This window comes from Caballeronia sp. M1242 (genome assembly GCF_017220215.1).
In the GTDB taxonomy this organism is placed as follows: Bacteria; Pseudomonadota; Gammaproteobacteria; order Burkholderiales; family Burkholderiaceae; genus Caballeronia.
Genome location: NZ_CP071131.1, coordinates 470,032 through 489,308 on the forward strand (window position 1 = coordinate 470,032; position 19,277 = coordinate 489,308).

A 19,277-nucleotide genomic window follows, 5' to 3' on the forward strand; every position below is an offset into this window, starting at 1 on the left:
ACGCGGAATGCATCGCAGCATCACATTGAGCAATTGAATTAGACGAGGACGCAATGCAGAACGCAGAAGGCAATCCGTCACAGCAACAGCAAAAGGAAATGGCGGCCAAGAGCCCCGCCAAGACGCCCGCAACCGGCACCGCTTCGCCCGACGCCGCGACGCAGGCGAAGGAGTTCGGCAGCACGAAACACGCGGGCTCGGCCGAACCGGGCCCGGCCGACGAGAATGGCGCGCTGCCGTCGATAGACGATCGCGCGGCCAGCAACGGCTCGTCCGATCCCGTGCAGGAAGCGGCGAGCCGCATCCGCGCGGTCGACGACGAAGGCATGGAGTCCACCGACGACACCGTGGACGCCGATGCGAAGTCGATCGAAGCGAGTCGCGATATGTCCGGCTGGCACGACAACGTGATCTCGTCGAACGCGACGCTGTCCAATAACGTGCGCGCGCCGGCGCGCGGACTCGGCGGCATCGACAGCCGTCCGACCGGCAACGTGCCGCCGATTCTGCCCAAGCGCGGCTATCGCGTGGTGTTCAGCGAGACGCTTTACGAGCAGGAGATGAACGGGTCGAAGACATCGCATGTGTTCAGCTTCGAGCGCATTGCGGATGCATGAGCCGCAACGAGCGCGGCTCTTGCAACCATCGACTTTGGTGAAGGAGAAAGAAAGTGGGCTTGTTCAAACGTCATCGTGAGCATAGCGGCGTCTCGACCGGCCTGTATGTATCCGAGTTCGAGCAGTTCCTCAACCGGCTGAAAGAGGACCATCCGGAGATCGACCGGAACCAGATGCTCGGGCGCGCGCTCCTGTGGGACAAGCTGCCGCGTCTGCCGGACTCGCCCGATTCGGTCGGCAAGGAAGGTAAGCTGCGGCAGCCCTCGTATGTCTACTACAGCGACCTGGACTAGCGTCCGGCGAGCCTGAAGCCACCATGCGCGGGCCCTGATTCGTCTAGGGCAACGCGCAGTCGCTCGACGCGCTTTTCCGACGTCCGGATGCGCGTCGAGCGCGCGTTTATTACTCGCGCACGCCTGCCTGCGCGCAACCTCTGTTGCGCGTCTTTGTCTCGCAATTTCCGCCTGCATTTCGCGCTTTTCCGCAGCCGGTCGGGCCTTGTTCGACGCCGGGCGAGCAAGCCGCTAGAATGGTCCGTTCGGAGACGCCCCATCAAAATCATGCTCATTGCCGCTTATAGGCCAGCCGGGTCAGCGAGCCAAAAGAACCGATGACGAATGTCATGCGCAATAGCGAGAACACGCCAGCCGGCATGCGCCCCGACTGGGCACGCGTTTGGATCGACTCCACGGCGAATCTGGCGGCGTTCTGCCTGACGCCCGAAGGTTATGTCTCGACCTGGAACCCGGGCGGCACGGCCATTTACGGCTATGCGGACGAAGAAATCGTCGGACAGCACTACTCGGTCTTTTTCCCCGAAGACGGCCGCGAGAGCGCGACGCTCGAAAGCGAACTGCGCGAAGCACGCGCGCACCGCAGTTTTGAAACCGAAGGATGGCGCAGGCGCAAGGACGGCTCCGTGTTCTGGGCGAGCGTGCTCACCACGGCGCTCGTCGAGGCGGACGGGTCGCTCATCGGCTTCGTGAAGATTGTCCGCGACGAAAGCGACAAGCGAAAGGCGCACGACGCGGTGATCGAAAGCGAGCGGCGCTTTCGTCTGCTCGTCGAGGGCGTGACGGACTACTCCATCTTCATGCTCTCGCCCGAAGGGCTCGTGACCAACTGGAACAGCGGCGCGCGGCGCATCAAGGGCTATACCGCCGAGGAGATCATCGGCTCGCACTTTTCGCGCTTCTATTCGCCGGAAGATGCGGCGGCCGGCTTGCCGCAGCGCGCGCTGCGCATCGCGGCCCGCGAAGGACGCTTCGAATCCGAGGGCTGGCGCCTGCGCCGCGACGGCACGCGCTTCTGGGCGCACGTGATCGTGGACGCCATTCGCGACGAAACCGGCACGCTGATCGGCTTTGCGAAGATCACGCGCGACGTCACCGAGAAGCGCGAAGCGGATCAGCTTCTCGAAGAGACGCGCGCCGCGCTGTTGCAGGCGCAGAAGATGGAAGCCATCGGCAAGCTGACGGGCGGCGTCGCGCACGACTTCAACAACGTGCTGCAAGTGCTGCGCGGCAATCTCGAACTGCTGCGCAGCCGTTGCATGGGCGACAACTGGAGCATGGACCGCCTGAGCAATGCGATCGATGCCGTCGAACGCGGCGCGAAGCTCGCATCGCAATTGCTCGCGTTCGGCCGCAGGCAAGCGCTGCGGCCCGTGTCCGTGAATCTCGCTTCGATGGTGCGCGGCATGGACGACCTGCTGCGCCGCGCGCTCGGCGAAACCATTCAGGTGGAGACGGTGGTCTCCGGCGGGCTATGGAACGCATACGTCGACTTGCATCAACTGGAGAACGTGCTGCTGAACCTCGCCATCAACGCGCGCGACGCCATGCCCGACGGCGGCAAGCTCACGCTCGAACTCGCGAACGCGATGCTCGACGACCGCTATGTGCGCACGCTTTCCGACGTGCCGGCGGGACAGTACGTGATGCTCGGCGTGACCGATACGGGCGTCGGCATGCCGCCCGAAGTGCTGGAGCGCGCATTCGATCCTTTCTTCAGCACGAAGCCGGAAGGCGAAGGCACCGGGCTCGGCCTCAGCATGGCGTATGGCTTCATCAAGCAGAGCGGCGGGCATATCCGCATCTACAGCGAAGTCGGGCACGGCACCACGGTGCGCGTCTACTTGCCGCGATCGCTGGTGGAGGCGCTCGAACCCACGCCGTGGCGAAACGCGCCGGTGACGGGCGGCTCGGAAACCATACTCGTGGTGGAGGACGACCAGAAGGTGCAGTCCACCGTCATCGAAATGCTGACGGACCTCGGCTACAACGTGCTCAAGGCCGACAATGCCGATCAGGCGCTCGTCGTGTTGAGCAGCGGCGTGCACATCGATCTGGTCTTTACCGATGTCGTGATGCCCGGCTCGCTCAAGAGTCCCGAGATGGCGCGCCGCGCGGTGAAGATGCAGCCGAATCTGCGCGTGCTCTTCACGTCGGGCTACACGCACAATGCGATCGTTCACGGCGGACGCCTCGATCCGGGCGTGGAACTGTTGAGCAAGCCCTACAGCCGCGAAGATCTGGCCTCGAAGATCCGGCAGATGCTCGGCACTCCGAATCAAGCACCTCAAACAAGCGAAGCCAAACCGGAGCCTTCGCCCGCGCCCGCTGCTGCAAAACGCGTGCTGGTGGTGGAAGACGATCGCTTCGCGCGCGAAGCGGTGAGCGAGCTGCTCGTGATGCTCGGCCATCGCGCGGTGAGCACGGCCAACGCAAGCGGAGCGCTCGAAGTGCTGACGCACGACGCTTTCGACGTGCTGCTGACCGACGTGAATCTGCCCGACATGGCGGGCACCGAACTCGCGCGCCGCGCTGTCGAGCGTTGTCCCGGCATGCGCGTGATTTTCGCGTCCGGTGACAGCGTGCTGGATGACGAAGCGCAGGGCTTCGAGTGGCAGGCGCTGCGCAAGCCGTACACGCTCGAACAACTCGAAGAAGCGTTGCGCGACGAAGGCCGCGCGAGCGGCCAGCAATAAGTTGAGCGGGGCCAGCGTCGCGCCGGCCCCTTCACCGCGTCACGACCTCACGCGGCCGTGACTTCGATGCGTCGCGGCTTGGCTTCCTCGCGGCGCGGCAGCGTGAGCTTCAGCACGCCGTCCTTGAGCGTCGCTTCGACCTTCGACGTATCGAAGTCTTCGCTCACGGTGAACGTGCGCGAGAAGTACGGCGCGCGCACTTCCGCATGCGCGAGGCGCAGATTCGACGGCACCGGCACGACCGACTCGCCTTCGATAATGAGACTGCCGTCGTGCACCTTCACGTCGAGCCGGTCCTTCGATACGCCCGGCAGGTCCGCCCACAACGTGACGGCATGCACGTCCTCGACGATATCGACATTCGGCGCGAGCGTCGTGCGGCGCCGTTCCTGGCTGGACTCCTGACGAGCCACAGCGCCTTTTTCGCGTTCCGCGATTTGAGTGTTGTCGCTCATGATGTCACCTCTTTCTTGCTCATTGCATGGGTCATTCCGCAGGTCATTGAACCGTGATCGCGCGCGGCTTCGATGCCTCGCGCTTGCCGACCGAGATCAGCAAACAACCATCGACATAACGCGCCTGCACCTTGTCCGGATCGGCCTGCTGCGGCAGTTCGATCACGCGACGGAAGGTGCCGTTGAAGCGCTCCTGCGCGTATTCGCGCGCGCCTTCGGGCAAGTCGCGCTCGCGCGTCGTGCGTTCGCCGGCGATGTTGAGCAAGCCCTTGTCGATGGACACGTCGAGCTTCGTGGTGTCGAGGCCCGGCGCGAACGCGACGATCTCGATGGTGTCATCGGTCGAACCGATGTTGACGGGCGGGAACACGCCGGGACGGCTCGATCGCAAACTTCGCGGGAAGCCGTCGAACACGCTGGACAGTTGCCGCTGCAGTCTCTCCAGTTCGCTGAAGAGGTCGGCCCCAGTGAATGCTTCGTTCATTTTCGCTCTCCTCCGGCGGCAAGAGGGAAGCTCAGTGCGCTTCAGCTTTAGCTGCCCCAAGCCGCGGACAATTAAGGTTGAAACACGCAGCGCTCATGGCGAGCGGCTGCCTTTACGAGGCCAATATATGAAACGCCGCGAGAATTTCAAGGGGCGGGGCGTGCGCTTCGCGCGCTTGAAAACGGACGCGCCGCCCATACCATCCGCGCACCAGGTCACAAGGAGAATGTCGTGGAATTCGATACCGACTGGAGAACGCTCGGACGGCATCGCATCAAACTGCGTTCAACCCGGGGCTTTCCCACCGAGATCATGAATCAGCTCGCCGAAGTGGCGCGCCTCGCGGTGGATCACAACATGAGCGCCCGGGCGAGGATCGTCGAGATCGTCTTTCGGCACGAGAAGGTGTACGACATCACCGTCGGAACGACGATCGCCGAAGACCGTGTCTGCGCGCCGCAACTGGAAGCTGCTATCGCCGCCGTGTTCGGACTCATGCCGGAACAGATCAATCTCTTTGTGCAGACGGTCACGCAGGAGGAAGTCGACCTTCATTTCGGCGTCTACGAAAGAATGCTTGCGGAGAAGCTCGGGACCGTCGCGCCGATACATTGAGTGACTGCGCATCGGCTTGCGCTCGCTCGCGAGCGGCACGGTGCTTGCGCGATCCGTTGCTCGGATGGCCATTGCGCAACCCGCGCGAGGCGGCTGTCTTCGAGCGGACGAATCAGCGTTCCGCGAATCTGCGATGGAGAAGCCGATGAATTCAGACGATACCCCGGCCGATGTCACGCCGCCGTCGGAAGAAGTGCGCCTGTCCGCGGTACAGGAAGAACTCGCGGTCGGCGTGCGTACGACCGAGACCGGCTCGGTGCGCGTGCGCAAGGTCGTGCATGAGGAAATGCAACCCGTTTCGATGCGGCTTTCCACGCAGCAAGTGGACGTGAGGCGCGTGGCAGTGAATCGGCCTGTCGAGGAGCGCAGCGAACCGCGTCGCGAAGGCGATACGCTCGTCATACCGGTATACGAATATGTGCCGGTGGTCAGAATGCAACTGACGTTGAAAGAAGAGGTGTACGTGCAGACGACCGAGACGCAACAGGACGTGGTGCACCAGGTTCTTGTGAATTCTGAGGAACTCGTCGTCGAGCGGCGCGAGGGGCCGGACGGCGAATGGAAGCGCGATCCGCAGGCAGATTGACCACGCTCGGGAACGCCCGTTGCGATCTCGATCGCACGCGCTTTATCCCCGGCTTGCGTACGCCTTTTTCTCGGAGATGCTGCTATGACTCAGACTATCATTGGTGTATTCAATACGCTTCAGGACGCCGAGCTCGCTCAGACCCGCCTCGAAGCAGAAGGCATCGCGCGCGCGGACATGAGCGTGCATTCGAATGATGCCGGCTCGTCGATGACGACCGGCGCCGCCACGAGCGATGTCGCGACGGACCGTCCCGTCGGCGAAGCGCACGAAGGCGCGATGGGCCGCATCGAACACTTCTTCAAGAACCTCTTCGGCGAGAACGACCGCCCCGAAGAGATCGGTCATTATCAGGAAGCGGTGCGCCGCGGCAGTGCGCTGCTGTCGGTGGACGTGCCGGACGGTATGGAGACCGAACGCGTGCGCGACGCGCTGTATGCAGCCGGCGCAATCGACATCGACTCGCGCGTGGCTCAATGGCGCAATACGGGCTACACGGGCTATGACCGCAACGCGCCCGCCTACACCGCGGATGAAATCGCAGCGGAACGCCAGGCTTTCCCGGTCGTGCAGGAGTCGCTCGAAGTCGGCAAGCGTGAAGTGCAAACGGGCGGCGTGCGCGTGTACTCGCGCCTGACGGAAACGCCGGTCAGCGAGTCCGTGAATCTGCATGAAGAGCACGCGAGCATCGAGCGCCGCGCAGTGGACCGTCCCGCGACGGCGGCGGATCTGAAGGAAGGCTTCGTCGAGATCAAGGAAACGGCTGAACAGCCGGTCGTCGCGAAGACGGCGCGCGTCGTCGAGGAAGTGGTCGTCGGCAAGGAAAGCTCGAACCGCACGGAGACGATCACCGATACGGTTCGCGGCACCGAAGTGGAAGTGGAACGCACCGCAGGCGTGGAAGGCACGACCACGGGCCTCGAAGGGACCACGGGCGTGACCGGCACGAAGAAGACGCCGCTGTAACTGCAGCATGATGTTCGGCCCGGCCGCGTCATGCATGCGGCCGGGCGTCCTTATCGAATTCGATCGAAGAAATAGTTGACTGATTCGATTGGGATTGGCATAATGACGCTTGAAGTACAAGAAGTCGATTGCTGCTCATCAATAGTCCGATTTTCCTCCGGTATTCGTTGTCCACTCCCTCCTTGCCGCTTCACCCCGCTCGATTCGAGCATCTTCAATTTTTATTTCAGGATTTTCATGGACACCGGTACCGTCAAGTGGTTTAACGACACCAAGGGCTTCGGCTTCATCACCCCCGACAATGGCGGCGACGACCTCTTCGCGCACTTCTCGGAGATTCGCGCCGACGGCTTCAAGACCCTGGCCGAAGGCCAAAAGGTGAGCTTCGAAACGAAGCGCGGCCCGAAGGGCATGCAAGCTTCGAACATCAAGCCGCTGTAAGTCTTGATTCAGTAGTTCGCAGTAATCTGCAGCATGCACGGGGGCCACAAGGCCCCTGTGTTTTATCCGCGTTTTATCCGCGTTTTTTCCGCTTCCCTCGCTTCGCCTCTCTCCGTCCCCCGCTTATCTCTCGGCCATCTCCGGCCAGATCTTTCGGCCCAGACGATTTTTCCTGGCGTCTATCGAGGGCGCATTGTCCTCCGGCTTCTTCCGCATCGACGGAAAGCCCCGACCTTAAAACTAAAATGAACACGACTCAACACTACCGCGGTTATGCGGTGCACGCGTTCGCGCATCCGCTTCGCGACAAAACCTTCTCCGCCGATCTCCTGCTCGAACGCGATTCCGCGAGCGAGAACGACGCGCAATATCGCTTCTACTCGCTGGATTACTTCGCCAACGAATCCGACGCTATCGAGTACTCGCGCCAATGGGCGCGCGAGTGGATCGACACGCGCGGCTGATCCTTTTCTTTCCGATGTCCCCCGCAGCAAGCGCCGCTTTTTACCTCACAGACTTTTATCGCCCGCCGCTATTCGATAATTAACATTCAACGCGCCAAACGTTTGCAGGCGACTCCACGCCCTCAAGGCCGGACGGCTTCTGCCGATATTCCGGAAGAGGGTGGCTTAACCGGATAGTCCGGTCGGCGTGGTCGTGAACTCGGGCCAGCAGTCGCATCGCTCAAGTCGTTTCAAGCGAACAACAAGAAGGTAAACATGCGCGTTGCCCCTAAGACGACAAACCGGCAACTGTTCAACACGATCTGGCCGTTTCTCGCGGTCGTCATCTCCCTTTTGGCGATGGCGGCGACGAGTCTCGCCATCATGTCGTCGGTGCGCGCGTATATCGGCGGTGAAAGCACCTGGTCCAAAGGACAGAAGGACGCCGTTTTCTATCTCGCGCGTTATGCGCAGACCGGCGACGAACAGGCGTTCCGTCAATACGAAGACGCGATCGCGTATCCGCTCAGCCTGAAGCGCGCGCGGCTCGCGCTCGACCGGCCGGACCCGAACGTGCCCGAGGCGCGCGCCGCGCTGCTCGCGAGCGGCGTCTATCCCGCCGACGTCGGCGCGGTGATCTGGGTGTTCCGCACGTTCCGGCGCGCGAGCTACTTCCAGGAAGCCGTCGCGTACTGGACGGCGGGCGATCTGCTCGTCGACCAGCTCGCCGATGCCGGCAGGAAACTGCGCGCCGCCGTCAAGCGCGGCCCTTCGGCACGCGCCGAAGTAGACCTCCTCACCAACGAAGTGTGGAACATCAACGGTTCGATCGCGCCGATCTCGCGCGCGTTCGCCGACGTGCTCGGCTCGGCGTTCCGCCAGACGGCGATGCTGCTGTTCACCGTGAACGTCGTGGTCGCCGTGCTGCTCGTCTGTCTGTCGGCCTGGTATGCGCGACGCTTCATCACGGCGCGGCTCGAAACCGAGAACGCGCTGCGACGAAGCGAGGCGCGCGCGAAGGCGACGCTCGGCTCCATCGGCGAGGCGGTGATCTCTGTGGGGCCGTCGGGCCTCGTCGAGTTCATCAACCCCGCCGCCGAGAAGCTCTTCTGCCGCGAAGCCGCTGCGTGCGTGAACCGGCCGCTGGGCGCGCTCGTCACGGTGGCGCGGGAATGGGATCGCCGCCCGGTCGATGTGATCGACGAAGCGCTCAAGGGCGCGGAACCGGAGGAAGCCGGCGGCGACCTCATTCTCACGAACGCGCTGGGCAAGGATATCGTCGTACAGGCGATCACGTCGCTCGTGCGCGACACGTCGGACACGTTGACCGGCGTCGTGCTGCTGCTCAGGAACATGACGCGCGAGCGCGAGTATGTCTCGAACCTCGCGTGGCAGGCGACGCACGACGGCCTCACCGGACTCTTGAACCGCACCGAATTCGAACGGCGCCTCAGCACCGCGCTCGATCCCGAGTCGGATGTAGACGACTCGCATCGCGCGCAGATGCTGATGATGCTCGACCTCGACCAGTTCAAGGTCGTCAACGACACCTACGGTCACGCGGCCGGCGACGCGATGCTGCGCGAAGTCGCGCTCTTCATCGAACAATGCCTGCGCGAAGAAGACGTGCTCGGGCGCCTGGGCGGCGACGAGTTCGGCGCGCTGCTCTGCAATTGCGACAAGCATCGCGCGATGCAGATCGCGGAGCGCTTGCGCAAGGACGTCGCGGCGTTCGAATGGTCATGGGAGACGCATCGCCTGTCGACGAGCGTGAGCATCGGCGTGGTCGATCTGCGGCAGACCGGGCTCGACGTGGAAACCGCGATGCGCTACGGCGATATCGCCTGCTATCTCGCGAAGGAGCGCGGCCGCGACCGCGTGCATCTGGCCGTGCCCGGCGACAAGGAACTCACGCGCCATGCGAGCGAAATGTCGTGGTGCGGCCGCATCAAGGACGCGCTCGCGAACGACCGCTTCTGCCTCTATGCGCAGGACATTCAGGCCACCGACCCGCGAGCGGGCCGACACGAAGAACCGGAGCAGCACGTCGAAATCCTGTTGCGCATGGTCGGCGAACGCGGCGATATCGTGCCGCCCGGCCTTTTCATGCCGGCCGCCGAACGCTACGGCCTCATGTCGGCCATCGACCGCTGGGTCGTGCGCGCGGTCTTCTCGACGCTCGCGAACACGCCGCCGTCCGATCGCATGCAGTACGCGATCAACCTGTCGGGCGCGTCGATCGGCGACGAACGCTTCCTCCAGTTCCTCAACGAGCAGTTCGCCATCAGCGGCGTCGCGCCCTCGGCGATCTGCTTCGAAGTGACCGAAACCACCGCCGTCGCTAATCTCGCCGCCGCCGCGCGTTTCATCCGCGAGTTGAAGAAGCGCGGCTGCAAGTTCGCGCTCGACGACTTCGGCGCGGGCATGTCGTCGTTCGGCTATCTGAAGCACTTGCCGGTCGACTACATCAAGATCGACGGCGGTTTCATCAAGGACATGCTCAAAGATGCCGTTAATCGCGACATGGTCGCCGCGATCAACGACATCGGCCATTCGATGGGCCGTCTGACGATCGCGGAGTATGTCGAAAGCGAGGCGATTCTGCGCGCGTTGCGCGAGATGGGCGTCGATTTCGTTCAGGGGTTCCATGTTGGGCGCCCCGCGCCTTGGGCACAGCATGTCGAACCTATCAACATCTAATCAGGAGAACACGTTGGATCCGACTTTTCAGCGGGTGGGCGATTTGAAAGACATCGCAAGTTACCCGGCCTGGCTCGGCGATGTGCTGGCCGAGACCAAAGAAGCAAAGCTGGCCGTCGTCTCGCACCCCATTTTCGCGGCGATGCGCGAAGCCAAGCTCGAGCCGCGTCAGGCGGAAGCGTTCCTCGTCAACGGCTGGCCCGTCGTCGAGCAGTTTCCGCAATACATGGCGATGAACCTGCAAAAGGTCCGCTACGGGCACTCGCGCGGCGAAGACCTGGCGCGGCGCTATCTGACGCGCAATATCCGCGTCGAGCAGAACCACGCGGACTACTGGGTCGACTGGGCTGCCGCGCACGACGTGAGCAAGCGCGACCTGATGAAGGCCAACGGTCCGTCGCTCGCTTACGCGCTCAGCCACTGGTGCTGGAAGAGCAGCAGCACGGACGCGCTCGCGGCGAGCATCGCGGCGACGAACTTCGCGATCGAAGGCGTGACCGGCGAATGGTCCACGCTCGTGTGCAGCACGGACACGTACGCGAACAGCTTCCCGGTGTCGATCCGCCGCAAGGCGATGCGCTGGCTCAGCCTGCACGCGCACTACGACGACGCGCATCCGTGGGAAGCGCTCGAAATCGTCGCGACGCTGCTCGGCAATGCGCCGGGCGTCGACGAAGTGCACGCGGTCAAGCGCAGCATCGCGATGAGCTACGAGTACTTCAAGATGAGCCTCGACTGCTGCCTGTAACGCGAGCATCGCGGTTGCGGCAAATGATGGCCCGCGCAGCGCGAAGGCGCGCTGCGCAGGACCGGTACCCTATTTGGACAAGAAGAATGAAAACGAAGCAAATCGCGTGTGCGGCGGCCGCTGCCTTATGTGTCGGCGGCGCTCACGCACAGGCGGCGGGAAATATCGTCGTCAACGCGGGGTGGATGCACTTCTCGCCGCAGGATTCCAGCGAGCCGTTCAAGATCAACGCGCTCGGCCAGACGATGACGGAGCCGAACGCGGGCGCCTCGGTGAGCAATGCCGACACCTTCGCGGTCACGACGACCTACTTCTTCACCGACCATATCGCCGCTGAAGCCGTGCTCGGCGTGCCGCCGAAGTTCAATCTGGACGGCACGGGCACGCTCGGCGCCATCGGCAAGCTGGGTTCGGCGCGCGAATGGAGCCCGACGCTGTTGCTGAAGTACTACTTCGGCAGCGCGCAAAGCCGCTTCCGTCCGTATATCGCGGCGGGCGGCGCGTACGTGTGGTTCTCGGATACGAAACTCACCTCGCCGATGGCGAACGGCGCTTTCCTCTATTCGAGCCAGTTCGGCAATGCGCTGACCGGCCCGACGACCGTGAGCCTAAGCAGTTCGTTCGCGCCCGTGGCCAACGCCGGCTTCACGTACAACTTCACGGAGCACTGGTCGGCGTCGTTCTCGCTGTCGTACATGTGGCTGTCGGCGCGCGCGCGTCTGGAGACGCAATCGGCCGTCGGCACGGTGCGCAGCGAATCGAAGATCAAGCTCAATCCGATCGTGAGCTTCCTCTCGGTCGGCTATAAGTTCTGACGACACGCCGCCGCGCTCTCGCGCCGGGCGGCGCTGCGGGCGGTCAGGACTTCTGTCCCCTGCCCGTTTTCGCCTGAAGCTCGTCGATCCGGCGCGACGCATCCGCTTTCGACAGCGACGCGTCGAACGGCTCCTTCGCCTCTTCGGAAAGCGTCTTCAGATACGACGCCTGCGCGCCCGTCATCGGCTCGTCGCCGGTCACCCATTCGTCGGGGTCCTTCTCGGCATTCGATGTTGGCGACGCCTTCGGGTTGTCGATACGCGGATCGCTCTGATCGTCCTGAGCATCCTGACGCTCTGCGTTTCCGGTCGGTTGTCCTTTCATGGCCGCTTCCTCCTGCGATGTCTATTAGCGCGTCTTGTCCATGCAAGCTGCGTGCCCCGTCACAGCGGGCGCATCTGCACGCCGTGAAGCGGGCCGTGCGCGCGCAGGCCGGCTTCGAATTGCGATAGCGTCATCGGCGGCGGCGGTTCCATTTGCGGACCCAGTTCGGCAAGCGCCCGGCCGAAGCGCGCGAACGTCGCGAAGTCGCGTGGATAACGGCGCGTATCGACGCCCAGAAACCGCCCTTCTCGCCTGCTTCGTTCGATCAACGCGCGCCACGCTGCGATCGGCGTCACGCCGACGCCTTCGGTGCCGTGCGAGAACAGCATCAGGTCGATGTCATCGAATGATTCCGTCTCCAGAAAGCGCCGCAGCGTTTCAGCGGACGGGTCCGTGCAGAACACGAGCCACAGCGGAATCGCGCGGAGGCGCAAGGTGGTGTACGGGTCCATCAGAATGAACGAATCGACGACGAGCCGCGCCGCTTCCACGTTCATACTGCGATACCAGTCCCGAAACATCCGCGCCGCGACGAAGCTCAACGACTCTGGCTCGTCGAAGCGCATTTCCACCAGACGCCAGTTTTTCTCGCGGGCGAGCGCCACGATGCTCTCGGTCAGCGCGGCATCGAAGCCCCATTCGGCCTCGGGCGCGCGCTCGGTCGGCGCGGGCGGTTGCCATCGCGGCCAGCGCGAGCGGTAGCGACGCAGATACTCGGTCACGCGCGGACTGCCTTCGAAGTACTCGGCCTCGTTCGCGCCGCCGAGTGCGCCGAACTGATACACGGAGCGCTCGCTCGTGCGCGTGACCGGCCAGTCGCGCGTGCAGGTGTCGATATAAATGGTCGCGTTCGGCGCGAGGCTGCGCAGCAGGAACTCGCGATACGCCAGCGGCAACGCGCGCATCTTCAGCCGGAAGTAGCTCATCGCGGACAACATCAGCCGGTCCTGATTCGGGTCCTGCATGTGATGCACGGCGATGCGCGGATCGGCGGCGAGCAAGTCCTCGACGATGCGCAAGCCATCGCGAAAGCCGCGCTCTGCGTCGTCGGGATCGGAAAACGGCGCGCGCACCGGACACATGAACGTCTGCGGCAGCCACGGCACGCCCATCGCGGCGGCCAGATGCATGAGCGCGCCATTCGACGAGCCGATGAACGCCGCATCGAAGGTCCGTTGCGGATACAGTCCCGCGATCCATTCGCCGATGCCTTCCACATCCAGCTTGCGGGCCGCGCGCGGCGCGATGCCCTCGGTCATGCCGCCGATCGAATACGCCCATTCGCGCGGCCGACGCGGCAACTGGTTCAGCGCGGGCATCAGGCTGTCGAAGAGCGGCGACTGGCTCGGACTCGTGAACCGCTCGCCGTGCAGCGAGGCCGCGAGCGCTTGCACCATGCCGGCGGCGGAATCGAAACGCGCGATGCCGGGTGGAGGTCTCGTCATGCGCGCGCGGCTCCGTTGTCGCGATCGACGCCATCGACGCCACCAAGCAGAAACGGGCGAATGGCGAGCGCCATGCTATGCGGATATACATAGTTGAGCGTATGCGTGCCGCCTTCGATGACGAGCAACTCGCCATGCGGCAAGCGTTCTGTCACTTCGCGCGCCCATGCGAGCGGCACCACTGGATCGCGCGAACCCACGACGACGAGCGTCGGCGCCTGCACGCGCGAGAGCTTGTCCTCGATGCGGTCGCGCACGAGCTCGCGCATCGTCGCGAAGGCGCGCAAGAGTCCGGCTTTCGCATAGTCGATGCGCCCGAGCGCCGCCGCCGACCGCGCCCGTTCCAGCCGCCCGTTGCGCCAGTCGCGCAGCATCTGCGCGGGCAGAAACCGCGCCGCGCGATCCACGGTCGGCCCTTGCAGCACGAGCTTGTCGACGCAGCCGGGAAAGCGCGCCGCGAACTCCGCGAGTATCTGACAGCCGAACGAATTGCCGATGAACACGGCCTTGTCGATGCCGCGCGCCGCGAGCCACAGGCGCAGCGCATCGGCGAGTTCGGGCACCGTGAGCGCGCGCTCGCGCGTCGGGCTTTCGCCGAAGCCGGGAAGATCGGGCGCGTGAACATCGAGGCCGTCGATGGCATCGCGCAGGGTGAGCGCGAGCGGCTCCATGTAGCGGCTCGAAATCACGAGGCCGTGTACCAGCACGACCGGCACGCGCGAAGCACGGCCTTCGTGTCGCGCCTGCCGCGAAAACATGCGGTAAGGACCGGCTTGCGTCGTGCGTACGGTGATGCCTGCGTTCGCGCTGGCTTCGGAAAGCGCGGGCGTGCGCTTGAGCCGCTTCCATTCGACGGCCGCCCAGGCCGCAAGCGCGCAGGTGCCCGCTACCGCGAGCGCAGGCCAGGCGGAGCGTGCGGATCGCGCAACGTGTGCGGATGCGTGTGATCGAACGCGTCGTGTCATGCCCTCGACGAGCGAATCGCGTGCCCGCTTCACGTCATCGCTTCACGTCATCGCCTCACGCCATCACGAGATGCTCCGCCGGAATGCCGGGCGAGCGTCCGGCGAGGCGCTCGAATTCGAACGGATCGTGGCTGCAAAACACCGTCAGCTCGGAACCGGCCGTGCGGCACAGTTCCCGCAGTCGCGCCTGATTGCGCAGGCGGGCCGCGCGGTCCTTCTCCAGCATCCACTGATAAAACGCGAGGCCGGGCGTGCAGCGCGGCCGCTCGGCATCCATCTCGGTGTGGAAGAAATACGCATCGGCGGCGAGCAACAGCCACCGGTCATCCTTGCGCACGGCAATGCCCGCGTGTCCGAACGTGTGACCGGGCAGCGGCACGAAAGCGATGTCGTCGCGAAAGCCGGGCAGCGGCCGCACGCTGTCGAAGCCGCGCCACTTCTCGCCGTCCGCGCGATGCACTTTCCAGTTGCCGCGCGTCGACCATTGCTGCGGACGAAACCGCTGCCGGTCGAGCCACGTCTTCTGCGCGAGCGCATAGTCGCGCTCGATTTGGAGCATATGAACCGTCGCTTGCGGGAAGTCGTCGAGTCCGCCCGCGTGATCGAAGTCCAGATGACTCATCAGAATGTGACGGACATCGCTCGCCCTGAAGCCGAGCCGCTCGATCTGCCGCACCGCCGTCATTTCCTCGCGGAAATCGGGCTTCAGCATGAACAGGAAGAACGTGCTCAGGCGGCTCTGCGGATTGGCGACATCGCGCAGGCCGAAGCCTGTATCGACGAGCACGAGGCCGTCGTTCGTTTCGATCAGCAGGCAATGGCAGGTGAGTTCGCCGCGACGCAATAGGCTCGGCGTGCGCCCGTCGAAGAGCTTGCCGCCGAGCGGACAACTCGAAATGCAATTCAGATGATGAACGCGCATGGCGGCTCGATCCCTGCGTTGACCGGTCGCGCGGCGCTTAAGACTGTCCGCCGCCCGAGGGTTTCACTTCGGACAAGTCGTCCGCCTTGACTTCGGCTTCGCGCACGGTCGTGCCTTCGTCGTCGGTTTCGGAGATATCGGTCGTGAAGGTTTCGTCGCTGCCGCTTTGCGCTTCATCGTTGTCCTTCTGTGACTGTTCCGGCTTGCCGTTTTGCGATGACGTGCTCATGTCGATCTCCTGATGATTCGGTGTCGGGAAGTGCTTGTTGCAGCGAGCCGTCGCGGCGCGCTTGGTGGCGTCGCGCGAGCGGCCCGCGCCGCACGGCCACCATCAAGCAATCGGGGTGCCTTAGCTCGCAGCGGGCGCGACGCATCGCGCCGGAACGGTGATTGCTTCGTTCACCCGAGGAGCAACGCGAGCGAACGGAGGCATCGATGCGCAACCGGCGTGAACTGTCGAACGAATTGAGCGGAGCATGCGAATCGTGCGGATCGCGTGGCTCGGACGCCTTCATGCCGCTCGCGGCGGGCGTCGTCGCCGGTCTCGCGGCGGCGGCAGGCGTTCTGATCGGACGCCGCGCGAATGCCATCGCGCGCGTGGGCGAAGGTCATTCCGCCAAGCATCGACTGCTCGATCTCGCATCTGGCGTCATGCAGCCGAAGTATCCGCTTCAGGCCATGAGTACGTGGCTCAACGGCTTTCACATGTATGCGGACGACATGGGCCGTCAGGTCGAGGCGCATCACTTCTGCATTCATCTCCGGCACGACCTGCATCAATGCGTGATCTTCGATTCGAACCGGCCGGACGCGCGTCTCATCGGCATCGAATACATCATTTCGGAAGAGCGGTTCCGGCAGTTGCCGGCGGAAGAAAAACGCCTGTGGCACAGCCACCACTACGAAGTGAAGTCCGGCACTCTGATTGCGCCGGGCATTCCGGAACTCGCCGAGCGCGCCTATTTTCAGGACCTCGTGTCGACGTACGGCAAGACGTTTCATACGTGGCAGATCGATCGCGACGAATTTCCGTACGGCCCGCCGCAACTGATGATGGGCTTCACGCAGGACGGTCAGGTGAACGAGGCGATGGTCGCCGAACGCGACGCGCGTCTCGGCGTCTCGTCCGAAGACCGCAAGCGCAGACGCTACGGCATTCCGGTGCCGGACATCGCGGAAGGCGCGAATGCGTGGGAAAGCGGCACGTCGGTGCAGACGACGCTCGCCGAAGTCCCGTTCAGGGACGTGAGCGGGTCGTCGTGATTCCATAACGCAGCACGAAGCACGGAGGACGAAAGCATGGTCAGGAACAGCACAACCCGGGTTGCAACGCTCGCCGCGCTGCTCGTCGCATTGTCGCTCACGGCGGGCTGCAAGCGCGGCGGCGACGCGGGCAGTGGAGCAGGCAGCACAGCGGGCGGCGGCGCGGCAAGCGATACGTCGGCGGCGGCCGCATCCGCGTCGATGGGTTCCGCGCCGATGGCGTCGGCGCCGGCCGCGGCGAGCTTCCCCGCCACCGCCGCGAGCGACGCGCCCGCAGGCGCGAGCCAGTAGTCAGGCGCCGCGGCGTCAGTCGCGGCTGCCAACACACTTCACAGGAGAGATGAGAATGGCGAACAACCAGTCCGGCGGATCGAACAGCATGTTCATCGACATGCAGAAGGCGCTGAAAGGCATCGACTATCCCGCCGACAAGCAGACGCTCCTCGACACCGCTCGCAGCAACGGCGCGAGCGAGGAGGTCACGAACGCGCTCGACGCGTTGCCCGATCAGGAATACGAAAGTCCCGCAGCCGTATCGAAGGCGGTGGGCCAGGAGAGTTGAAATTCTTTCCGTCGCGGCGGCCGCGGCAGCGCGGCCGGCGCGCATTTTCATTCTTTCGATAGGAGAACCTGATGAGCATTTTTTCGACCATTCTGAACAAGATTTTCCCGCACGATCACCCGGCCGCCACCGCATCGGGCGGCGCGACACCGCCTGCCGCGAACAATGCCGCGGGCGGCGCGACGGCAGCGGCGCAGGCCAGCCCGACCGCGACGTCGGCGGCGCCGGCCACGTCGGGCGCCGAACCCGCGCGTCCGCCCGTCACGCCGATGCCTGAAGTCGATGTCGAAGCCATCCTCTCGCAGAAACAGCAGCAGCACGGCGCCAATCTCAACTGGCGCACGTCGATCGTCGACCTGATGAAACTGCTCGACCTCGACAGCAGCCTTCAGGCGCGCAAGGAACTCGCAACCGAGCTGCACTACACGGGCAACACGGACGACTCCGCATCCATGAACATCTGGCTGCATAAGGAAGTGATGAAAAAGCTCGCCGAGAACGGCGGCAAGGTTCCGGACGACCTGAAGAGCTGACGCCTCTCGCGGCCGGTTCCGCACTGCGCCGCGTGATCATCGGAGTTCGGCACAGCGAATGCTTAAGACCTGCGTCGACTCCTTTCTCAATGATCCCGGCCATGAAAGAACCGGTCTCGCGACGCGCGAAGCTCGTCTTGTTCCCGTGGAAGAAGGACCATGCGGCCAAGCCCGGCCTCAACGAAGACGACTACGCGGTGTACGCGTCGTATCGGCCGCACGTGAGCGGCGGCTTCGTCGGCACGCTGAAGGTGGTGCGGCTGACGGATGCGCGCCTGCTCTATCCCTTCGACGGCGCCGAGGAACTCGGTCCGTTCGATTCGAAGGATGCCGCGAAGAACGCGGCGCAGACGCGCGGCAAGCAGATCGTCGACGCGGATCTCAAGACGCCCGAACTCTGAACGACGCCGCGCGGCGCGTGGTGCATCATCGCGTGAGGGACCATTCGGTCTGCGCCGCGCCCGCCTTCATCGCCCATTCGGCGAACGGCGGCAATTCGCGCGCATTGGGCGCGCCGTACCAGCGCACCTCGTAACGCTCCTCGACGCGATTTCCCGGCTGTCCCGACGCTCCCGCCACGGCGGCGAGGCGGCAACCGCGCGCGCGCATCGATTCGATGAGCGCTTCCTTCGAGAAGCGTCCGGGCTCGTAGGTGATCTTCAGTTGTGCCTGATTTTCGCGCGGAATCCGCACTTCGATTGCCTTCATGAACCACAGCACGACGATGCCGAGCACGACGCCCGCGACGCCGAGCCCGAGTTGTCCGCCGCCGAAGCACAGGCCGACCACCGTCACGAACCACAGGGTCGCGGCCGTCGTCACGCCTTTGACGAGTCCGTCCTTGCGCATGATGGCGCCCGCGCCGATGAATCCGACGCCCGACAGGATGCCGAGCGGCAGGCGCATCACGTCCATCTGAACAAAGGACTCCGGCGTCTTGCCGGACTGGGACAGCAGCGCGTTGACTTCGAGCATGGAGAGGCACGCGGCGAGGCAGACGAGCAGCGTCGTGCGCAGGCCCGCGACCTTGCCGGATTCGCCCCGGTCGAAGCCGATCAGGATGCCCGCCACCGCGGCTAGCAGCAGGCGTGTGAAGACGTCGCGCCATTCGAGGGTGAGCGGCATCAGCCCCATGGTCGTTCTCCGTTTTTGTTGTGGTTTGGGCCGGGCTTGTTGATTGACACGGTCTTCGCGGCCCTATGCGGAGGATGTCAAGCAAATGTCGAACCAGGGGTGTTTCGGGCGTTCGGCGGTCGTGCTTTGACTTGTGGGCGGCTGGCCTTGCTGTCGTGATTTAGTACGCGAGCTTTTGAAGCGACGCGACGAGCAGACGGCGGCAATGCGGGGGGGCCGTGGCCGAGCACACTCGCGTGCGAGCGGACAGGACGCGCGGAAGCAAACAG

At 64.2% G+C, this 19,277-nt stretch carries 24 protein-coding genes; 16 read left to right on the plus strand and 8 right to left on the minus strand.

What is annotated here, in order from left to right; translation table 11 throughout:
• The first annotated feature begins 53 nt into the window (after positions 1-53).
• The 3 genes from JYK05_RS21610 to JYK05_RS21620 all read left to right on the plus strand — a co-directional run bounded on the left by JYK05_RS21610 (position 54) and on the right by JYK05_RS21620 (position 3,606).
• Entirely contained in the window at positions 54-617 is a 564-nt protein-coding gene (locus JYK05_RS21610; RefSeq protein ID WP_175943637.1) for a DUF3005 domain-containing protein, read from the plus strand.
• A gap of 53 nt (positions 618-670) precedes the next feature.
• Positions 671-910 (plus strand): DUF3460 family protein, encoded by a 240-nt coding sequence (locus JYK05_RS21615; RefSeq protein WP_206469721.1) that lies wholly within the window; start codon positions 671-673, stop codon positions 908-910.
• A 317-nt stretch (positions 911-1,227) separates the two neighbouring features.
• Complete coding sequence (locus JYK05_RS21620; RefSeq protein ID WP_371826460.1) at positions 1,228-3,606, plus strand: PAS domain S-box protein; 2,379 nt, start codon at positions 1,228-1,230, stop codon at positions 3,604-3,606.
• 47 nt (positions 3,607-3,653) lie between these two features.
• Here the strand turns inward: JYK05_RS21620 and JYK05_RS21625 are convergent, their stop codons facing one another.
• Positions 3,654-4,061, minus strand: a complete 408-nt coding sequence (locus JYK05_RS21625) for an Hsp20/alpha crystallin family protein (RefSeq protein WP_175943641.1) — start codon at positions 4,059-4,061, stop codon at positions 3,654-3,656.
• Between the two features lie 43 nt (positions 4,062-4,104).
• Positions 4,105-4,545: an Hsp20/alpha crystallin family protein gene (locus tag JYK05_RS21630; RefSeq protein WP_175943642.1), complete on the minus strand. Its 441-nt coding sequence runs from the start codon at positions 4,543-4,545 to the stop codon at positions 4,105-4,107.
• Between the two features lie 231 nt (positions 4,546-4,776).
• Between JYK05_RS21630 and JYK05_RS21635 the strand changes: the two genes are divergently transcribed.
• From JYK05_RS21635 to JYK05_RS21670, 8 genes are all read left to right on the plus strand, one after another.
• The gene (locus JYK05_RS21635; RefSeq protein WP_175943644.1) at positions 4,777-5,160 is read left to right on the plus strand and encodes a hypothetical protein; all 384 of its coding nucleotides are present in this window, start codon (positions 4,777-4,779) and stop codon (positions 5,158-5,160) included.
• Between the two features lie 145 nt (positions 5,161-5,305).
• Positions 5,306-5,746, plus strand: coding sequence for a YsnF/AvaK domain-containing protein (locus tag JYK05_RS21640; protein WP_241270025.1), 441 nt, complete (start codon positions 5,306-5,308; stop codon positions 5,744-5,746).
• 84 nt (positions 5,747-5,830) lie between these two features.
• Complete coding sequence (locus JYK05_RS21645) at positions 5,831-6,712, plus strand: YsnF/AvaK domain-containing protein (protein ID WP_206469725.1); 882 nt, start codon at positions 5,831-5,833, stop codon at positions 6,710-6,712.
• Between the two features lie 237 nt (positions 6,713-6,949).
• Entirely contained in the window at positions 6,950-7,153 is a 204-nt protein-coding gene (locus JYK05_RS21650) for a cold-shock protein (protein WP_159834819.1), read from the plus strand.
• Between the two features lie 245 nt (positions 7,154-7,398).
• On the plus strand, positions 7,399-7,617 hold the full coding sequence (locus JYK05_RS21655; RefSeq protein ID WP_206469727.1) for a hypothetical protein: 219 nt from the start codon (positions 7,399-7,401) through the stop codon (positions 7,615-7,617).
• Positions 7,618-7,872: 255 nt separating this feature from the next.
• Positions 7,873-10,296 (plus strand): EAL domain-containing protein, encoded by a 2,424-nt coding sequence (locus tag JYK05_RS21660; RefSeq protein ID WP_175943652.1) that lies wholly within the window; start codon positions 7,873-7,875, stop codon positions 10,294-10,296.
• A gap of 13 nt (positions 10,297-10,309) precedes the next feature.
• Complete coding sequence (locus tag JYK05_RS21665) at positions 10,310-11,044, plus strand: TenA family transcriptional regulator (protein ID WP_206469728.1); 735 nt, start codon at positions 10,310-10,312, stop codon at positions 11,042-11,044.
• A gap of 86 nt (positions 11,045-11,130) precedes the next feature.
• On the plus strand, positions 11,131-11,859 hold the full coding sequence (locus JYK05_RS21670; protein WP_175943656.1) for an OmpW family protein: 729 nt from the start codon (positions 11,131-11,133) through the stop codon (positions 11,857-11,859).
• A 43-nt stretch (positions 11,860-11,902) separates the two neighbouring features.
• Here JYK05_RS21670 and JYK05_RS21675 read toward each other — a convergent pair whose 3' ends face one another.
• The 5 genes from JYK05_RS21675 to JYK05_RS21695 are packed head-to-tail and all read right to left on the minus strand — an operon-like array spanning position 11,903 to position 15,745.
• The gene (locus tag JYK05_RS21675; protein ID WP_206469729.1) at positions 11,903-12,184 is read right to left on the minus strand and encodes a DUF3072 domain-containing protein; all 282 of its coding nucleotides are present in this window, start codon (positions 12,182-12,184) and stop codon (positions 11,903-11,905) included.
• Positions 12,185-12,243: 59 nt separating this feature from the next.
• Complete coding sequence (locus JYK05_RS21680; RefSeq protein WP_206469730.1) at positions 12,244-13,629, minus strand: hypothetical protein; 1,386 nt, start codon at positions 13,627-13,629, stop codon at positions 12,244-12,246.
• Complete coding sequence (locus JYK05_RS21685) at positions 13,626-14,627, minus strand: alpha/beta fold hydrolase (RefSeq protein ID WP_241270026.1); 1,002 nt, start codon at positions 14,625-14,627, stop codon at positions 13,626-13,628. Before JYK05_RS21685 ends, JYK05_RS21680 begins: the two co-directional genes overlap by 4 nt.
• A gap of 22 nt (positions 14,628-14,649) precedes the next feature.
• Complete coding sequence (locus tag JYK05_RS21690; RefSeq protein ID WP_206469731.1) at positions 14,650-15,516, minus strand: MBL fold metallo-hydrolase; 867 nt, start codon at positions 15,514-15,516, stop codon at positions 14,650-14,652.
• 37 nt (positions 15,517-15,553) lie between these two features.
• Positions 15,554-15,745 carry a hypothetical protein gene (locus tag JYK05_RS21695; RefSeq protein WP_206469732.1) on the minus strand — a complete coding sequence of 64 codons (192 nt, stop codon included), beginning with the start codon at positions 15,743-15,745 and terminating at the stop codon, positions 15,554-15,556.
• Between the two features lie 284 nt (positions 15,746-16,029).
• Here JYK05_RS21695 and JYK05_RS21700 point away from each other — a divergent pair, with 284 nt between their 5' ends.
• From JYK05_RS21700 to JYK05_RS21720, 5 genes are all read left to right on the plus strand, one after another.
• On the plus strand, positions 16,030-16,779 hold the full coding sequence (locus JYK05_RS21700) for an OBAP family protein (RefSeq protein WP_206470517.1): 750 nt from the start codon (positions 16,030-16,032) through the stop codon (positions 16,777-16,779).
• Positions 16,780-16,815: 36 nt separating this feature from the next.
• Positions 16,816-17,070 carry a hypothetical protein gene (locus JYK05_RS21705; RefSeq protein WP_206469733.1) on the plus strand — a complete coding sequence of 85 codons (255 nt, stop codon included), beginning with the start codon at positions 16,816-16,818 and terminating at the stop codon, positions 17,068-17,070.
• 49 nt (positions 17,071-17,119) lie between these two features.
• A complete protein-coding gene (locus JYK05_RS21710; protein ID WP_175943669.1) occupies positions 17,120-17,341 on the plus strand; it encodes a DUF2795 domain-containing protein in 222 nt (73 codons plus the stop codon).
• 71 nt (positions 17,342-17,412) lie between these two features.
• The gene (locus JYK05_RS21715) at positions 17,413-17,874 is read left to right on the plus strand and encodes a DUF3597 domain-containing protein (RefSeq protein ID WP_206469734.1); all 462 of its coding nucleotides are present in this window, start codon (positions 17,413-17,415) and stop codon (positions 17,872-17,874) included.
• A 101-nt stretch (positions 17,875-17,975) separates the two neighbouring features.
• Complete coding sequence (locus JYK05_RS21720; RefSeq protein WP_241270027.1) at positions 17,976-18,275, plus strand: DUF6723 family protein; 300 nt, start codon at positions 17,976-17,978, stop codon at positions 18,273-18,275.
• Positions 18,276-18,300: 25 nt separating this feature from the next.
• On the opposite strand, the gene JYK05_RS21725 is transcribed toward JYK05_RS21720, so the two are convergent.
• Positions 18,301-19,008: an MgtC/SapB family protein gene (locus JYK05_RS21725; RefSeq protein ID WP_206469735.1), complete on the minus strand. Its 708-nt coding sequence runs from the start codon at positions 19,006-19,008 to the stop codon at positions 18,301-18,303.
• Positions 19,009-19,277 lie beyond the last annotated feature (269 nt).

What these genes read in the sequence shown, in the direction of transcription:
- JYK05_RS21610 (WP_175943637.1), top strand. Translation starts at nt 54, where the DNA reads ATGCAGAACGCAGAAGGCAATCCGTCACAGCAACAGCAAAAGGAAATG.
- JYK05_RS21620 (WP_371826460.1), top strand. Translation starts at nt 1,228, where the DNA reads ATGACGAATGTCATGCGCAATAGCGAGAACACGCCAGCCGGCATGCGC.
- JYK05_RS21625 (WP_175943641.1), bottom strand. Translation starts at nt 4,061, where the DNA reads ATGAGCGACAACACTCAAATCGCGGAACGCGAAAAAGGCGCTGTGGCT.
- JYK05_RS21630 (WP_175943642.1), bottom strand. Translation starts at nt 4,545, where the DNA reads ATGAACGAAGCATTCACTGGGGCCGACCTCTTCAGCGAACTGGAGAGA.
- JYK05_RS21640 (WP_241270025.1), top strand. Translation starts at nt 5,306, where the DNA reads ATGAATTCAGACGATACCCCGGCCGATGTCACGCCGCCGTCGGAAGAA.
- JYK05_RS21645 (WP_206469725.1), top strand. Translation starts at nt 5,831, where the DNA reads ATGACTCAGACTATCATTGGTGTATTCAATACGCTTCAGGACGCCGAG.
- JYK05_RS21650 (WP_159834819.1), top strand. Translation starts at nt 6,950, where the DNA reads ATGGACACCGGTACCGTCAAGTGGTTTAACGACACCAAGGGCTTCGGC.
- JYK05_RS21655 (WP_206469727.1), top strand. Translation starts at nt 7,399, where the DNA reads ATGAACACGACTCAACACTACCGCGGTTATGCGGTGCACGCGTTCGCG.
- JYK05_RS21660 (WP_175943652.1), top strand. Translation starts at nt 7,873, where the DNA reads ATGCGCGTTGCCCCTAAGACGACAAACCGGCAACTGTTCAACACGATC.
- JYK05_RS21670 (WP_175943656.1), top strand. Translation starts at nt 11,131, where the DNA reads ATGAAAACGAAGCAAATCGCGTGTGCGGCGGCCGCTGCCTTATGTGTC.
- JYK05_RS21675 (WP_206469729.1), bottom strand. Translation starts at nt 12,184, where the DNA reads ATGAAAGGACAACCGACCGGAAACGCAGAGCGTCAGGATGCTCAGGAC.
- JYK05_RS21680 (WP_206469730.1), bottom strand. Translation starts at nt 13,629, where the DNA reads ATGACGAGACCTCCACCCGGCATCGCGCGTTTCGATTCCGCCGCCGGC.
- JYK05_RS21690 (WP_206469731.1), bottom strand. Translation starts at nt 15,516, where the DNA reads ATGCGCGTTCATCATCTGAATTGCATTTCGAGTTGTCCGCTCGGCGGC.
- JYK05_RS21695 (WP_206469732.1), bottom strand. Translation starts at nt 15,745, where the DNA reads ATGAGCACGTCATCGCAAAACGGCAAGCCGGAACAGTCACAGAAGGAC.
- JYK05_RS21700 (WP_206470517.1), top strand. Translation starts at nt 16,030, where the DNA reads ATGCCGCTCGCGGCGGGCGTCGTCGCCGGTCTCGCGGCGGCGGCAGGC.
- JYK05_RS21705 (WP_206469733.1), top strand. Translation starts at nt 16,816, where the DNA reads ATGGTCAGGAACAGCACAACCCGGGTTGCAACGCTCGCCGCGCTGCTC.
- JYK05_RS21710 (WP_175943669.1), top strand. Translation starts at nt 17,120, where the DNA reads ATGAGAATGGCGAACAACCAGTCCGGCGGATCGAACAGCATGTTCATC.
- JYK05_RS21715 (WP_206469734.1), top strand. Translation starts at nt 17,413, where the DNA reads ATGAGCATTTTTTCGACCATTCTGAACAAGATTTTCCCGCACGATCAC.
- JYK05_RS21720 (WP_241270027.1), top strand. Translation starts at nt 17,976, where the DNA reads ATGAAAGAACCGGTCTCGCGACGCGCGAAGCTCGTCTTGTTCCCGTGG.
- JYK05_RS21725 (WP_206469735.1), bottom strand. Translation starts at nt 19,008, where the DNA reads ATGGGGCTGATGCCGCTCACCCTCGAATGGCGCGACGTCTTCACACGC.